Here is a 14117-nt window from a genome sequence, read left to right as displayed (position 1 = left end):
CCCGGAGGCCGTCATGAAAGCTGATTCCCTCGTCATCATCGCGGCCCTGCTGGCCAGCTGCGCCAGCACGCCGCAGTCGGGCAATGTCTACCGCGCCTACCAGACCCAGAACGAGCAAGTCGTGCGCACCGGCACGGTCGAGTCGGTGCGCAATGTCGTCATCGTCAATCCGGAGTCTGGCGTCGGTACGATGGGCGGCGCGGCGCTGGGCGGTCTGGCCGGCTCCCAGGCCGGCCGTGGCAATGGCTCGGCGGCGATGGGCATCGTCGGGGCCATTGCAGGCGGACTGATCGGCCAGCGGGTCGAGGCGGGCGCCAACAACCGTCCCGGTTTCGAAATCACCGTCAAACTCGACAGCGGCGAGCTGCGCGCCGTCACCCAGGCCGCCGACGAATTGTTCCGCCCCGGCGAGCGGGTGCGCCTGCTGAGCAATGGCTACATGACGCGTGTGACGCACTGAGCGCGCCTCCCGGTTGATGCGGCCTCGCCACACGGGGGCGCCAGCCCCGCCGTGCGCCCGTGTTTTTCCAATTCGTAGACGGCAGGAAACGGGGAAAGCACGTATACTTCCGCGATGCCTTCTTCCGCCCTGTTTACCATTGCCTCGCTCATCTGGGGCTCGACCTTCTTTGCCATTACCTTGCAGCTGGGCGAGGTCCCGCCGGCGGTGTCCGTGGTCTACCGCTTCGCGCTGGCATCGAGCGTACTGTTCGCCATCTGCATCGGCCGCGGTGTCAAACTGCAGCTGCCCTGGCGCACCCAGAAGTGGCTGATGCTGCAAGGCATGGCGACCTTCGGCCTGTCGTACATCTGCACCTACCAGGCCGAGGAAGTCGTGGTCTCGGGCCTGGTGGCCGTGCTGTTCGCGCTGATGGTGTTCTGGACGCCGGTGCTGGGCCGCGTGTTCTACGGCACCCCGATCGCGGCGCGCACCTGGGGCGCGGGCGCGGTCGCCACCGGCGGCGTGGCCCTGCTTTTTTATCATTCGATCGGGGCCGCCTGGCGCGACGTGCAGGCGGGCGGCAGCGGGCATTTCCTGCTGGGCGTCATCCTGGCCCTGGTCGCAACGATTGCCAGCTCGGCCGGCAGCATCGTCGTCGGCAAGGTGCGCGAACAGTCGGGCAACGTGATGCTGACCACCGCCTGGTCGATGTTCTGGGGAACGGCGCTGGTGGCCGTCTACGTCCTGCTGACCGGCCAGCGCTTCGTGTTGCCGCCGACCCTCTCGTATACCCTGGGCCTGTTATACCTGTCGATCTTCGGCTCGGTGATCGCCTTCCTCGCCTATTTCACCCTGATCAACCGCATCGGGCCGCAGAAAGCCGTCTACATCGGCGTCATCACGCCGGTGCTGTCGGTGCTGCTGTCCATCCAACTCGAACATTACCGTCCCGGTCCCGTCGAATTCCTGGGCATGCTGCTGTGCCTGGGCAGCGTGGCCTGGGCCCTGCTCGCACCCGCAGCCAAACCCGTGCACACCGTTACTTTGAACAACGCAACCGAAATCCAATGACCGCTTCCACCCATTTTTCCGTCCGTCCCGCCGAACCTGCCGACGTCACCCATATCCACTCGATGATCGTCGAGCTGGCCGTGTTCGAGAAACTCGAGCACATGGTCGTCGCCACCGAAGAGCTGCTGCACGACGGCCTGTTCGGCTCCCGTCCGGCCTGCGAAGCGATCGTCGGCGAGGAAAACGGCGAAGTTGTCGCCTTTGCCCTGTTCTTCCACAACTTCTCGACCTTCCTCACCAAGAAGGGCCTGTACCTCGAAGACCTGTACGTGCGCCAATCGCACCGCGGCAAGGGTTACGGCACCGCACTGCTGTCGAAGCTGGCCCAGCTCGCCGTGGAGCGCAACTGCGGCCGCTTCGAGTGGTCGGTGCTGGACTGGAACGAGCCGGCCATCGGCTTTTACCAGACCATGGGCGCCGAGATCCTGCCGGAATGGCGCATCTGCCGCGTCACCGGCGAGGCGCTCGATCACCTGGCGCGCCGCGCGGATTGATCAACCAAATCGCCCGGCAATAAAAAGCCCACGGGACCGGGAGGTGCCGTGGGCGAACCCATTGAGTCAATGGGGAGGGGAGACTGGAAATCAACGATTTCACTATAGCCGCGTGAGATCGCCGGGAGCCGTTGTTCTTACAATTGCTTACCTCTCTTACGGATTGTCTGGTACCTATAATTACCGAGCTGGAGTTGGGCGAATTGACCCTGCTCAATGATTCGAGCGGCTGACACAGGCCTCAGGGCGAGACGATGCAACGCCGCCGTGAGGCCTGTGCTGGACGCTCGCAGGGGTGTGGCACGATTGAGTGATCACAAATGCAACAAATGGGCGTCCGCGACAATGTGGTCTTCACACAAGGGGAGCTCATGAAACCAAGTCTGAAACCGATTGCCGCGCGGCTCTACAAGGCCTGGCTGCGCTCGCGCCTGGATAATTACAAGCGCAGCCTGGAACACATCGCCGCCCAGCGCGAGAACGATTTCCATGCGGAGCGGATACTGCACCGGGCTGTGTCGGCGACGCTGTCGAAGCTGCAGTCGCTGTGACGATGTCGCGCAGGCGACAGGCATCCGCCCGCGCCGAACGGTTTTATCAAGCTGGACGGCCGCTCGTTCCGCCCGCTACCGCGCAACTGCCTTAAAACCCCGCCGGCAATTCCACATCCCGCGCCCGCATCACGCCGCCATTCACGACCGCCTGGCAGGGATTGAACCCGATCGCGTACGCCAGCTCGGCCGGCCGCTTGATGTCCCACAGCGCAAAATCGGCCCGCTTGCCCACTTCCAGCGTCCCGATCTGGTCCTGCAGGCCCAGCGCACGCGCCGCGTTCACCGTGGCGCCTTGCAGGGCCTCGCGCGGCGTCAGGCGCCACAAGGTGCAGGCCATGTTCATCGCCAGCAGCAGCGAGCTCAAGGGTGAGGTGCCGGGGTTGCAGTCGGAGGCGACCGCCAGCGGCACGCCGGCTTCGCGCAGGGCGGCAATCGGCGGCGCCTGCGTCTCGCGCAGGAAGTACCAGGCGCCGGGCAGCAGCACGGCAACGGTGCCGGCAGCGGCCATGGCGGCGACGCCGGCCGGCGTCACGTGTTCCAGGTGATCGGCCGACAGGCCGCGGTAGCGCGCCACCAGTTCGGCGCCGCGCTGGTCCGATAACTGTTCGGCGTGGAGTTTCACCGGCAGCCCGAGCTTGCGAGCGGCGGCGAACACGCGTTCGGTCTGGTCATAACTGAAACCGATGCGCTCGCAGAAGGCGTCGACGGCGTCGACCAGGTTTTCTTTCACCAGCAGCGGCAGCATGCGTTCGGTGACTTCGGCGATGTAGTCGTCGGGACGGTCAATAAACTCCGGCGGCAGCGCATGCGCACCGAGGAAGGTGGTGCGCACCTTCACCGGCAGCAGTTCGCCGATACGGCGCGCGGCGCGCAGCAGATTCGCTTCGCCCTGCAGGTTCAGCCCGTAGCCGGATTTGATTTCGAGTGTGGTGACGCCTTCGGCCAGCAGTTGCGAGACGCGCGGCGCGCTTTCGCGCAGCAGGTCGACCACGCTCGCGGCACGGGTGGCGCGCACGGTCGACATGATGCCGCCGCCATTTCTCGCGATGTCTTCGTAGCTGGCACCTTCCAGGCGCGCCTCCCACTCGTCGCTGCGGTTGCCGGCGTGGACGATGTGGGTGTGGCAGTCGACCAGGCCGGGCGTGAGCCAGGCGCCGTCGCAGTCGTGGATGACGGCGGCACGGGGCGCCTCGCGGCGCGGGCCCAGCCAGGCGATGCGGCCGTGGTGCACGGCGATCGCGCCATCCCTGACTTCGCCGAAGCCCTCGACCATCGTGGCCAGGTTCACGTTCGCAAACACCGCGTCATAGCGCGGCCCGTGGCGCTCACTCATCTTCGTATTCCTCGTCCTCGTTGTAATAGAAAATGTCGACAATGAAGATCACCGCCTGGTTCGCCTCGATCGACCAGATGGTTCCGGGGTCGAACAGCACGGCGTCGTAGCGCACCATGTTGATGCGCTCGGCGTCGCTGGCGATTTCCAGGGTATCGCCCTCGGCCAGGAACAGCAGGGTCAGGTCGGCGCGCGCGACGAAACGCGATTTGCCGGCCAGGCGGCGGCGGCCGAACTGGTGATAGCAGCGCTCGCTGCGGGTCATGACGTTGAAGTCGGTGGTCGGGCCGCGATTGAGCTTGGCGTTGACTTCCGAATCGCCGTCGAAGGCGAGCACCGGGCCGCTCTCGCAGATGATCACGCGTTCGCTGCCGTCGATATCGAGCGTCATGCCGTGGCCGTCGACCAGCGCTAGCGTGCGGTCGACGCCGGGGAAGCGAGAAAAGGGACCGTCTTCCGCGATCGTGGCGAGGCTGACCCGCCAGTCGAAGTCGTCGAAGCCGGCCTCGGGCGGGCCGATCGCGATCGTGGTGGTGCTGCCGCCGCCGTTCTTCCACGGGACTGCCGACAGGCCGGCAAACGGAATCAGGATATTCATGCTCATGCCTCGCTCATGCTTATACTTCGCGCAATCGTTGGATGGCTTGCCGGTAGCGGCGCCCGATCGCTTCCTGCGCCATGTGGCGCCCGCCCTGCACCACCCAGCGGCCGCCGGCCAGCACGTCGCGCACCAGGTTGTCGTTACCGCAGAATACCAGACGGCCGAGCACATCGGACTCGCACACGCCATCCAGGTTCGGATGGGAGCAATCGAGCACCAGCAGGTCGGCGCGCCGCCCCTGCGCCAACGCCCCGACCGGCCGCCCGGCCGCCTGGGCGCCGCCACCGAGTGCATCCTGCCACAGGTTCAATGCCACGTCGCGCCGCGCTGGCGTGGCGGCGACATTGCGGCGCTGGTGCACCAGGCGCTGGCCGTACTCGAGCCAGCGCAGTTCTTCGACCGGGCTCTGCGACACGTGGCTGTCGCTGCCGATACCCCAGCGCCCGCCCGCCGCCAGGTATTCGCCGAGCGGGAACAAGCCATCGCCCAGGTTGGCTTCGGTCGTCGGGCACAGGCCGGCAACGGCGCCGCTGGCGGCCAGCTGCGCCAGCTCCCCCTCGTTCAGGTGGGTCGCATGCACCAGGCACCAGCGCGCGTCGACGGCGAGCTGGTTGAACAAGTATTCGACCGGACGCTGCCTGCAGAAGTCCAGGCTTTGCCGGACTTCCGCCTGCTGCTCGGCGATGTGGATGTGCAGCGGGCGTTCGCGCGGCAGCGCAGCCGCCAGCGCCCGGATTTGTTCGATGCCGGCCGCGCGCAGCGAATGCGGCGCCGCGCCGACTTCCAGTTGGCCGCCGCGCAGCGGCTCCAGGGCTTCGACGATGCGCAGCACGGTCTCGACATCCGTTTGAAAGCGCTTCTGCTCCGGTTTCAGGGGCTGTTCGCCGAAGCCGCTGTGGCTGTACAGGACCGGCAGCATGGTCAGCCCGATGCCGGCCTGCTGGCCGGCGGCCGCGACGCGTTCGGCCATCTCGGCGGGCCGCGCGTACATGTCTCCTGCCGGATCGCGCTGGATATAGTGAAATTCGCACAGCGCCGTGTAGCCATGGCGCAGGCATTCGGAGAACAGCTGGGCCGCGATGGCTTCCACCTGCTCGGGCGTGATGTGGGCGGCGAAGCGGTACATCAGCTCGCGCCAGGTCCAGAAACTGTCGGGTCCATCTCCGGCCTTTTCGGTCAGGCCGCCCAGCGCCCGTTGAAACGCGTGCGAATGCAGGTTGACCATGCCCGGCACCACGTAATCGGCGCGCGGCACGCCGATCGGCGGACGGGCACCGGGCTGCACCCGTGTCAGGTCGCCGCGCGCATCCCATTCGATCAGCACGTCGCCCTGCCAGCCATCCGGCAGCAGCGCGTGGCGCGCAAACAGGGCGTTCATGTGTGCACCCAGGCCAACGCTGCGCCAATCATGTCCTTCAGGAGCGGCTGGACCTCGGCCGCGACTTCAGGCCGGTAGGCGAAGGGCGGCGCCTCGTCCATATATAAACACTGGCACATCTCGAGCTGGATCGCGTGGACGCCCTCCTTCGGCTGGCCGTAGAAGCGGGTGATGTGGCCGCCCTTGAAACGGCCGTTCACCGCGATGCTGAAGCGGTCCTGGGCACGTGCCACCTTGAGGACGGCATTTTCCAGACCCGAATCGCAGGATTTACCCTCGGCAGTCCCAAAATTCAGGTCTGGCAGCCGGCCCTCGAAGAAGCGCGGCACGTGCGAGGCGATCGAATGCGCATCCCACAGCACCACCCGTCCGTGCAGCGCCAGCAAACGGGCCAGCTCCGCTCGCAGCTGGGTGTGATACGGGCGCCAGTAGCGTTCCAGGCGCCGCGCCACCTCGGCCTGATCCGGCACGCGCCCCTCCTGATACAGGCTTTCGCGCCCGAAGGTATCGACCGGGCAGAGACCGGTCGTGTCCAGGCCCGGATACAAGTTCGTATTCTCGGGCGGCCGGTTCAGGTCGATGACATAGCGCGACCAGCGGGCACTCAAGGTCGAGATGCCGAGGCGGTCCGCAAATGCGTAGAGTTCGGCCAGGTGCCAGTCGGTGTCCGCTTTCGCCAGCGCGCACGGCGCCATGTGCGCGGCCACCTCGTCGGGAATGTCGGTGCCCACGTGGGGCATCGAGAGCAGCATCGGCGCGTCGCCTGTCTTGAACCGGAAATCCATTACGACTCCTGTTGAAATTAGTTTACAGGGACCTCGAGAAACCGTAGCGAGCGGAAGTAGGTTTGGTCGAGAAGCACAGCTGTACGAATGTACAGCGAGCATCGCAGACCGAACCTACGACGCGCAGTAGGTTTATCGAGGTTCCTATGGGTGCAGTACTGCGAACAACTCCTTGCACGACGCCGACAGCTCGCCATCGACCACCATCTGGCGCGCCGCTTCGATGTCGGGTGCGAAGAAACGGTCGGCATCGAAAGGCGCGACGCGCTTGCGCAGCTGCGCGTGCACGTGCTCCAGGTGTTCCGAGCTGGCCAGGGGCCGGTGGAACTCGATCCCCTGCCCCGCCGCCAGCAGTTCGATCCCGACAATAACCGCCGTATTGTGCGCCATCTGGTCCAGACGGCGCGCCGCGAAGGTCGCCATGCTGACATGGTCTTCCTGGTTGGCCGAGGTCGGCAGGCTGTCGACGCTGGCCGGATGGGCCAGCGATTTGTTTTCCGAGGCCAGCGCGGCCGCCGTTACGTGGGCGATCATGAAGCCCGAATTCAGGCCCGGCTCGCGCACCAGGAAGGCCGGCAGGCCGGACAGATTCGCGTCGATCAGCAGCGCGATGCGGCGTTCGGCCAGGGCGCCGATTTCGGCAATGGCCAACGCCAGCGTGTCGGCGGCAAAGGCGACCGGCTCGGCATGGAAGTTACCGCCGGAGAGGATGTCGCCATCCTCGGGGAATAACAAGGGATTGTCGGTGACGGCGTTCGCCTCGATCAGCAGGGTGCGGCTGGCATTGGCCACCAGGTCCATCACCGCGCCCATCACCTGCGGCTGGCAGCGCAGGCTGTACGGGTCCTGCACGCGCTCGTCGCCGACCAGGTGCGAGGCGCGGATCGCGCTGCCCGCGACCAGCTCGCGGTAGATGGCAGCCGCGGCGATCTGCCCCGGCTGGCCGCGCACCGCGTGGATGCGGGCATCGAAGGGCGCGTCGCTGCCGCGCGCGGCGTCCACCGACAGCGCACCGGTCACCATCGCCGCTTCCACCAGGCGCTCGGCCATGAACAGGCCATGCAAAGCCAGTGCGGTCGAGACCTGCGTGCCGTTGATCAGGGCCAGGCCCTCTTTCGCGGCCAGCGTCACCGGTTCGATGCCGGCCGCCGCCAGGGCTGCGCTTGCTTCCATGACCTGGCCACGATAGCGCACCGGACCGACGCCGAGCATGGCGAGGGTCATGTGCGCCAGCGGCGCCAGGTCGCCCGAGGCACCGACCGAACCCTGGCTTGGGATGGCCGGCATCACGCCGGCGTTATACAGCGCGATCAGGGTGTCGATGATGACCGGGCGCACGCCCGAATAGCCGCGCGCCAGGCTGCCGATTTTAGTGAGCAGGATCAGCCGCACGACCGCATCCGAGATCAGTTCGCCGGTGCCGACCGCGTGCGACAGGATCAGGTTGCGCTGCAATTGCTCCAGCTGGTCGTTCGGGATGTGGGCCTTGGCCAGGATGCCGAAACCGGTGTTGATGCCGTAGGCAGGATCGCCCTTGTCGACGATGGTTTTTACCAATGCGGCCGACGCCGCGATCGGCGCCGCGGCCTCGGGCGAGAGGGCGATCGGGAAATGGCTGGCCCAGGCCGCGCGCAGGTCGGACAGCGTCAGGGCGCCGGGTTGCAGGGACCAGCCATGGTGTGCTTCGTGTTTCATGTTGACTGCCTTTTACTTTACTTTTACTTGATCATCGGGAGATTCAGGCCGGTGCGCTTGGCACAGGCGATCGCGGATTCGTAGCCGGCATCGGCATGGCGCATGACGCCCGAGCCGCTGTCGTTGACCAGCACGCGCGCCAGGCGTTTCGCGGCGGCGTCGGTACCGTCGGCAACGATGACGACGCCGGAATGCTGGGAATAACCCATGCCGACGCCGCCGCCGTGGTGCAGCGAGACCCAGGTCGCGCCGCCTGCGGTATTCAGCATGGCGTTCAGCAGCGGCCAGTCGGAGACGGCATCGGTACCGTCGCGCATGCTCTCGGTCTCCCGGTTCGGGCTGGCGACGGAACCGGTGTCGAGGTGGTCGCGCCCGATCACGATCGGCGCTTTCAGTTCGCCTGTGCGGACCATCTCGTTGAAAGCGAGGCCGGCCAGGTGGCGTTCGCCCAATCCCAGCCAGCAGATGCGCGCCGGCAGGCCCTGGAAGGCAATGCGTTCGCGCGCCATGTCGAGCCAGCGGTGCACCTGCGCGTGCTGCGGGAACAGCTCCTTGATCTTGGCGTCCGTCTTATAAATGTCTTCCGGGTCGCCCGAGAGGGCCACCCAGCGGAAGGGTCCGCGCCCTTCGCAGAACTGCGGGCGGATGTAAGCCGGCACGAAGCCGGGAAAATCAAAGGCGTTCTCGACGCCTTCGTCCAGCGCCACTTGCCGGATGTTGTTGCCGTAGTCGACCGCGTAGGCGCCCAGCGCCTTGAAGTCGAGGATGGCCTGCACGTGCACCGCGCACGACGCCGCCGCGGCAGCTTTTAAACGCGCATGCTGCGCCGGGTCGGCCTGCGCCGCCTTCCACTCTTCGACCGTCCAGCCCTGCGGCAGGTAGCCGTGGATCAGGTCATGGGCCGAGGTCTGGTCGGTCACCAGGTCCGGCACCAGGCCGCCCGCGCGGGCGCGGCGCACCAGTTCCGGCAGCACGTCGGCGGCGTTGCCGAGCAGGCCGATGGAAATCGCTTCGCGTTTATGCGTGTGCTCCTTGATCAGAGCCAGGGCGTCGTCGATATCGCGCGCCTGCTTGTCGAGGTAGCGCGTGCGCAGGCGGAAATCGATGCTGCTCTGCTGGCATTCGACGTTCAGCGAAACAGCGCCGGCAAAGCTGGCCGCCAGCGGCTGCGCGCCGCCCATGCCGCCCAGGCCCGCGGTCAGGATCCAGCGCCCGCCCCAGTCGCCCTCGAAATGCTGGCGGCCCGCTTCGGCGAAGGTTTCATAGGTGCCCTGCACGATGCCCTGGGTACCGATATAGATCCAGCTGCCGGCCGTCATCTGGCCGTACATGAACAGGCCTTTGCGGTCGAGCTCGTTGAAATGCTCCCAGTTCGCCCATTTCGGCACCAGGTTCGAATTCGCCAGCAGCACGCGTGGGGCGTTTTCGTGGGTCTGGAACACGCCGACCGGCTTGCCGGACTGGATCAACAAGGTCTGGTCGTCTTCCAGGGTGCGCAAGCTCGCCAGGATCTGGTCGTAGCACTCCCAGTTGCGCGCGGCGCGGCCGATGCCGCCATACACGACCAGGCGCTGCGGGTCCTCGGCCACCTCGGCGTCGAGGTTGTTTTGCAGCATGCGGTAGGCGGCTTCGGTCAGCCAGCTCTTGCAGTTGAGCTCGGTGCCGCGCGGGGCGCGGATGCTGCGCGTCGGATCGAAACGGGGATCGACATCAACTCGGGGCGATTCTTGGGTCATGGCAGCTCCTGGGAGAGAAGGACGGGCGAACGGCCTTCCGTCCACCCTGACATGCTCGGAGTCTAAGTTGTCTATACAAGCCAGTCAATCCATTTTGTCATGCCTTACCGTTGATACACCGCCTTGCCGCCCACCCAGGTCTGCAACACGCCGGTTTTATAAATGTCGTAGGGCGAGACCTTGAACAAGTCCTGGTCGACGACGATAAAATCGGCCCATTTTCCCGGCTCCAGCGAGCCTAAGCTGTTTTCGGCATGGCCCGCATAGGCTGCGTCAAGCGTGAAGCAGCGGAAGGCTTCCTTTAGCGACATCGCCTGGTTCGGATACCAGCCGGCAATCGGCTGGCCCGACGCGTCCTGGCGCGTGACGGCCGCGTGGATGCCGAAGAAGGGATTCGGCGATTCGACCGGGAAGTCGGAACCGCAGGCGATGCGCGACCCCTGGTGCAGGAAGCTGCGCCAGGCGTAGGCGCCCTTGATGCGCTCGGGGCCGACGCGGCTTTCCGCCATGTTTTTATCCGAAGTGGCGTGGGTCGGCTGCATCGACGGAATGATGCCAAGCGTTTTGAAGCGCACGATGTCGGCCTGCGTCACGACCTGGGCGTGCTCGATGCGGTGGCGCTGGGCTGCGCTTTTCGTTGCGCCCACTTCCTTCTGGTAGATGTCGAGGATCTGGTGGTTGCCGGCGTCGCCGATTGCATGCACGTTGACCTGGTAGCCGCGCGCCATCGCCTTCTTCATCATCGCGTCCATCTGGGCCGTCTTGTGGAACAGCAGGCCGTGCGAATGCGGCTCGTCGCTGTAGGGCGCGATCAGGGCCGCACCGCGGCTGCCGAGCGCCCCATCCGAATACAGTTTCACGGCACGCAGCGCGTACATGTCCTTGCCATAGGTTTTAACAGGACCGTTCTTCGCCAGCACATCGAAGTCGCCCTGGGTGCCGCCGATCATCCCGTAGATGCGTGCGCTCAGTTTCCCCTGGTCCGCATAGGCGCGGTACAGGCGGTCTTCCGCCACGCCCAGGCCGGCGTCATGGACGCCGGTCAGGCCGACCCGCGCCATCTCGGCGAGCGCGCGGTCGAGGACCTTGCGTCCTTCCGCCTCGGTCTGGGCCGGCAGAACTTTCACGACCAGTTCCTTCGCCGCGTCGACCAGCACGCCGGTGGCGCGGCCGGCAGCATCGCGCATGATCTTGCCGCCGGCCGGATCCGGCGTCTTGTCGGTGATGCCGGCCGCCGCCAGCGCGCGGCTGTTGGCCCAGCCGGCGTGGCCGTCGACCCGCTCGAACCAGACCGGACGGTCGCTGACGACGGCGTCGACGTCAGCGGCGGTCGGGAAGCGGCCCAGTTTCCAGTTTTCCTGGTTCCAGCCGCGGCCACGCAGCCAACCGTCGCCTGGATTGGCGCGTGCGTAGTCGCCGATGGCCCTCAAGGCGTCCTGCAGCGAGGTCGTGGCCGACAGATCGAGCTGGGTCAGCATCTGGCCCAGGCCGAACACGTGGCCGTGGGCGTCGATCAGGCCCGGCAGTACGGTCTTGCCTTGCAAGTCCACCTGGCGCGCACCGGGCGCCTTGGCCGCCACCTCGGCGTTCGTTCCGACGGCCAGGATCTTGCCCCCGTCGTCGAATGCGAGCGCGGCGAACTGCACCAGGTCACCCTTGGCGTTCAGCGTGTAGCCGTTGGCGTTGACGATCGCCGTGTCCGCCTGCGCGCAGGCGGCAGCGAGAGCGGCAAGGACGAACGCGGAACACTGCTTGAGGGTGGGCTGCATGGACTCTCCTGGACATTTATAAAATGCAAAACATGAGTGTAGCGAAGTCCACCCGGCTTGGACACTGGCGGCCACCCTGCGCACCTGTTTTTTCGTTATGATTTCAGATGAGCAATAGCCAATCAACGAACATGGGAATCCTTGTGAAACGAATCGCCTCCGTCCTCTCCTGCGTGTGCGCCCTTGCCGCCTCCTCCTTCGCCGCAGCGGCCGAGTGGGAAGGGCCGCAAGACCCGTTCCAGCTCTACGGCAACAGCTACTATGTCGGCACCGAGGGCCTGAGCTCGGTGCTGATCACCTCACCCGCCGGCCACATCCTGATCGATGGTGCCAGCCCGAAGGCAGGCCCGGCGATTGCCGCGCACATCCGCCAACTCGGCTTCAAGCTGGAAGACATCCGCTACATCCTCGTCTCGCACGAGCATCTCGACCATGCCGGCGGCATCGCGGAACTGCAACGGCTGAGCGGCGCCACCGTGCTCACCAGCCCGGCCGCGAAACCGGTGCTGGAATCGGGCAAGGCCGACAAGGGCGACCCGCAATTCGCCAACGACATGCCGGACATGACCCCTGTTTCTCCGGTGCGCAGCGTGCGCGACGGCGAGTCCGTCGAGCTGGGGCCGCTGTCGATCAAGGCGCATTACACGCCCGGCCACACGCAAGGCGGCATCAGCTGGACCTGGACGGCCGTCGAACACGGCAAGGGGATGAGCATGGTGTATGCGGACAGCCTGAATGCGATCAGCGCCGGCAGCTTCCGTTACAGCGGAAATACGGTCTACCCGACCGCCAGGGCAGACATCGAGCGCTCGATTGCGCGCGTGGCGGCGCTGCCCTGCGACATCCTGGTGACGGCGCATCCGGACGCCAGCGATTTGCTGGAGCGGCAGGCGAAGCAGAAGCAGCTCGGTAACCTCGCCTTCGTCAATCCCGGGGCCTGCGTCGCCTACGCCGACACGGGCCGCAAGCGGCTGGCGAAGACGCTGGCGCAGGAAGCGGCGAAGCAGTAATTCGTAGGGGGCCGCGGCGGCCCCGCGGTCAGGCGCGGCCCGTATCGTCCTTCTCGCGCGCGATCAGCGCCGCCTTTCTCTCGATCCCCCACCGGTAGCCCGACAAGCCCCCATCGTTGCGCACGACGCGGTGGCAGGGAATCGCTACCGCTACGGGATTGGCGGCACAGGCCCCGGCCACCGCGCGCACTGCCGCCGGCGCACCGATGCGCTGCGCCAGCTCGGTATAACTCACCGTCTCGCCGGCCGGAATCGCGCGCAGCGCCGCCCATACTCTCTGCTGGAAGGCGGTGCCGCGCACGTCGAGCGGCAAATCGAGGCCGATGCGCGGCGCCTCCACCAAGCCGATGACCTGCGCCACCGTCGCCTCGAAACCGGCATCGGCGCCGATCAGCTGCGCCTTCGGGAAACGGTCTTGTAAATCGCGCACCAGCGGCTCCGGATCGTTGCCCATCAGCACCGCGCAGATGCCGCGTTCGGTGGCAGCGACCAGGATCGCGCCGAGCGAACAGGCACCTACCGCGAAGCGGATCGCTTCTCCCGCGCCGCCGGCCTTGAAGCGTGAAGGCGCCATCCCCAGCATCGCTTCGCTCCCGGCATAGAAACGCGAACTGGAATTGAAACCGGCCGCATACAGGGCATCGGTGACGCTGCCCTCCTGCGCCAGCGCGTCGCGCACGCGCGCGGCCCGGCGTGCCGCTGCATAGGCCTTGGGCGTCACGCCGGCATGCGTTTTGAAGACGCGTTGAAAGTGGAAGCGGCTCATGCCGACTGCGCGCGCTACCGCATCGAGATCGGGCGCCTCGTCCTGCGCGTCGATCAGGCGGCAGGCTTCGGCGACCAGCTGGGCCTGGCGTTCGCTCAAAGGCGGCTGCCCCGGTTTGCAGCGCAGGCAGGGACGAAAGCCGGCCGCTTCCGCTTCCGCGCAGCTGGCGTGGAAAGCGACATTCGCGCGCAGCGCGGGCCGGGCGCCGCAGGAGGGCCGGCAGTAGACGCCGGTCGTACGCACCGAATAAACAAAAACGCCGTCGGCGGCGCGGTCGCGGCTTTGCACGGCGGCCCAGCGCGCGTCAAGGCTGGCATAAGGTTCGGCGATGGTCTCGATCTTCATGGCACTTGTCCGGAATGGGTGAATGGCTTCATCCTGCCAGCAGGAGGCCATATCGGCACCCCGCCGCTTGCTTTCGAATTCGCGATGCTAGAATCGGGGGCAGTCAACCCTCATCATTATCCTCTTCCGGAGAGCAGT

Annotated in this window: 13 protein-coding genes; 5 read left to right on the top strand and 8 right to left on the bottom strand. The window is 66.3% G+C overall.

Annotation, left to right across the window (positions count from 1 at the left end; all coding sequences use genetic code 11):
- Positions 1–13 precede the first annotated feature (13 nt).
- The 4 genes from LPB04_RS08445 to LPB04_RS08430 all read left to right on the top strand — a co-directional run bounded on the left by LPB04_RS08445 (position 14) and on the right by LPB04_RS08430 (position 2558).
- Positions 14–460 carry an outer membrane lipoprotein gene (locus tag LPB04_RS08445; protein ID WP_193688250.1) on the top strand — a complete coding sequence of 149 codons (447 nt, stop codon included), beginning with the start codon at positions 14–16 and terminating at the stop codon, positions 458–460.
- A gap of 114 nt (positions 461–574) precedes the next feature.
- Positions 575–1513 (top strand): DMT family transporter, encoded by a 939-nt coding sequence (locus LPB04_RS08440; protein WP_193688249.1) that lies wholly within the window; start codon positions 575–577, stop codon positions 1511–1513.
- Positions 1510–2007 carry a GNAT family N-acetyltransferase gene (locus LPB04_RS08435; RefSeq protein ID WP_193688248.1) on the top strand — a complete coding sequence of 166 codons (498 nt, stop codon included), beginning with the start codon at positions 1510–1512 and terminating at the stop codon, positions 2005–2007. The genes LPB04_RS08440 and LPB04_RS08435 overlap by 4 nt, the downstream gene beginning before the upstream one ends.
- A gap of 371 nt (positions 2008–2378) precedes the next feature.
- On the top strand, positions 2379–2558 hold the full coding sequence (locus LPB04_RS08430) for a hypothetical protein (RefSeq protein ID WP_193688247.1): 180 nt from the start codon (positions 2379–2381) through the stop codon (positions 2556–2558).
- Between the two features lie 91 nt (positions 2559–2649).
- Here LPB04_RS08430 and hutI read toward each other — a convergent pair whose 3' ends face one another.
- From hutI to LPB04_RS08395, 7 genes are all read right to left on the bottom strand, one after another.
- Positions 2650–3894, bottom strand: a complete 1245-nt coding sequence (gene hutI, locus LPB04_RS08425) for an imidazolonepropionase (protein WP_193688246.1) — start codon at positions 3892–3894, stop codon at positions 2650–2652.
- Positions 3887–4498 (bottom strand): HutD/Ves family protein, encoded by a 612-nt coding sequence (locus tag LPB04_RS08420; protein WP_227496668.1) that lies wholly within the window; start codon positions 4496–4498, stop codon positions 3887–3889. Before LPB04_RS08420 ends, hutI begins: the two co-directional genes overlap by 8 nt.
- 13 nt (positions 4499–4511) lie before the next feature.
- Positions 4512–5873 (bottom strand): formimidoylglutamate deiminase, encoded by a 1362-nt coding sequence (locus LPB04_RS08415; protein ID WP_193688245.1) that lies wholly within the window; start codon positions 5871–5873, stop codon positions 4512–4514.
- Positions 5870–6658 carry an N-formylglutamate deformylase gene (hutG, locus tag LPB04_RS08410; RefSeq protein WP_193688244.1) on the bottom strand — a complete coding sequence of 263 codons (789 nt, stop codon included), beginning with the start codon at positions 6656–6658 and terminating at the stop codon, positions 5870–5872. The genes LPB04_RS08415 and hutG overlap by 4 nt, the downstream gene beginning before the upstream one ends.
- Before the next feature lie 144 nt (positions 6659–6802).
- Positions 6803–8353, bottom strand: coding sequence for a histidine ammonia-lyase (hutH, locus tag LPB04_RS08405; protein ID WP_193688243.1), 1551 nt, complete (start codon positions 8351–8353; stop codon positions 6803–6805).
- Between the two features lie 23 nt (positions 8354–8376).
- A complete protein-coding gene (gene hutU / locus LPB04_RS08400; RefSeq protein WP_193688242.1) occupies positions 8377–10089 on the bottom strand; it encodes a urocanate hydratase in 1713 nt (570 codons plus the stop codon).
- Between the two features lie 104 nt (positions 10090–10193).
- Positions 10194–11858, bottom strand: a complete 1665-nt coding sequence (locus tag LPB04_RS08395; protein WP_193688241.1) for an amidohydrolase — start codon at positions 11856–11858, stop codon at positions 10194–10196.
- A gap of 143 nt (positions 11859–12001) precedes the next feature.
- Between LPB04_RS08395 and bla the strand changes: the two genes are divergently transcribed.
- A complete protein-coding gene (gene bla / locus LPB04_RS08390; protein WP_193688240.1) occupies positions 12002–12868 on the top strand; it encodes a subclass B3 metallo-beta-lactamase in 867 nt (288 codons plus the stop codon).
- A 28-nt stretch (positions 12869–12896) separates the two neighbouring features.
- Here the strand turns inward: bla and ada are convergent, their stop codons facing one another.
- Positions 12897–13979, bottom strand: a complete 1083-nt coding sequence (gene ada / locus LPB04_RS08385) for a bifunctional DNA-binding transcriptional regulator/O6-methylguanine-DNA methyltransferase Ada (RefSeq protein WP_193688239.1) — start codon at positions 13977–13979, stop codon at positions 12897–12899.
- Positions 13980–14117: the final 138 nt, after the last annotated feature.

The organism is Massilia litorea, from assembly GCF_015101885.1.
Taxonomy (GTDB): Bacteria; Pseudomonadota; Gammaproteobacteria; order Burkholderiales; family Burkholderiaceae_D; genus Telluria; species Telluria litorea.
This window is presented reverse-complemented; position numbering and strand designations above follow the sequence as displayed.

Coding starts and splice junctions, on each gene's coding strand:
- LPB04_RS08445 (WP_193688250.1), top strand. CDS start 14: ATGAAAGCTGATTCCCTCGTCATCATCGCGGCCCTGCTGGCCAGCTGC.
- LPB04_RS08440 (WP_193688249.1), top strand. CDS start 575: ATGCCTTCTTCCGCCCTGTTTACCATTGCCTCGCTCATCTGGGGCTCG.
- LPB04_RS08435 (WP_193688248.1), top strand. CDS start 1,510: ATGACCGCTTCCACCCATTTTTCCGTCCGTCCCGCCGAACCTGCCGAC.
- LPB04_RS08430 (WP_193688247.1), top strand. CDS start 2,379: ATGAAACCAAGTCTGAAACCGATTGCCGCGCGGCTCTACAAGGCCTGG.
- hutI (WP_193688246.1), bottom strand. CDS start 3,894: ATGAGTGAGCGCCACGGGCCGCGCTATGACGCGGTGTTTGCGAACGTG.
- LPB04_RS08420 (WP_227496668.1), bottom strand. CDS start 4,498: ATGAGCATGAATATCCTGATTCCGTTTGCCGGCCTGTCGGCAGTCCCG.
- LPB04_RS08415 (WP_193688245.1), bottom strand. CDS start 5,873: ATGAACGCCCTGTTTGCGCGCCACGCGCTGCTGCCGGATGGCTGGCAG.
- hutG (WP_193688244.1), bottom strand. CDS start 6,658: ATGGATTTCCGGTTCAAGACAGGCGACGCGCCGATGCTGCTCTCGATG.
- hutH (WP_193688243.1), bottom strand. CDS start 8,353: ATGAAACACGAAGCACACCATGGCTGGTCCCTGCAACCCGGCGCCCTG.
- hutU (WP_193688242.1), bottom strand. CDS start 10,089: ATGACCCAAGAATCGCCCCGAGTTGATGTCGATCCCCGTTTCGATCCG.
- LPB04_RS08395 (WP_193688241.1), bottom strand. CDS start 11,858: ATGCAGCCCACCCTCAAGCAGTGTTCCGCGTTCGTCCTTGCCGCTCTC.
- ada (WP_193688239.1), bottom strand. CDS start 13,979: ATGAAGATCGAGACCATCGCCGAACCTTATGCCAGCCTTGACGCGCGC.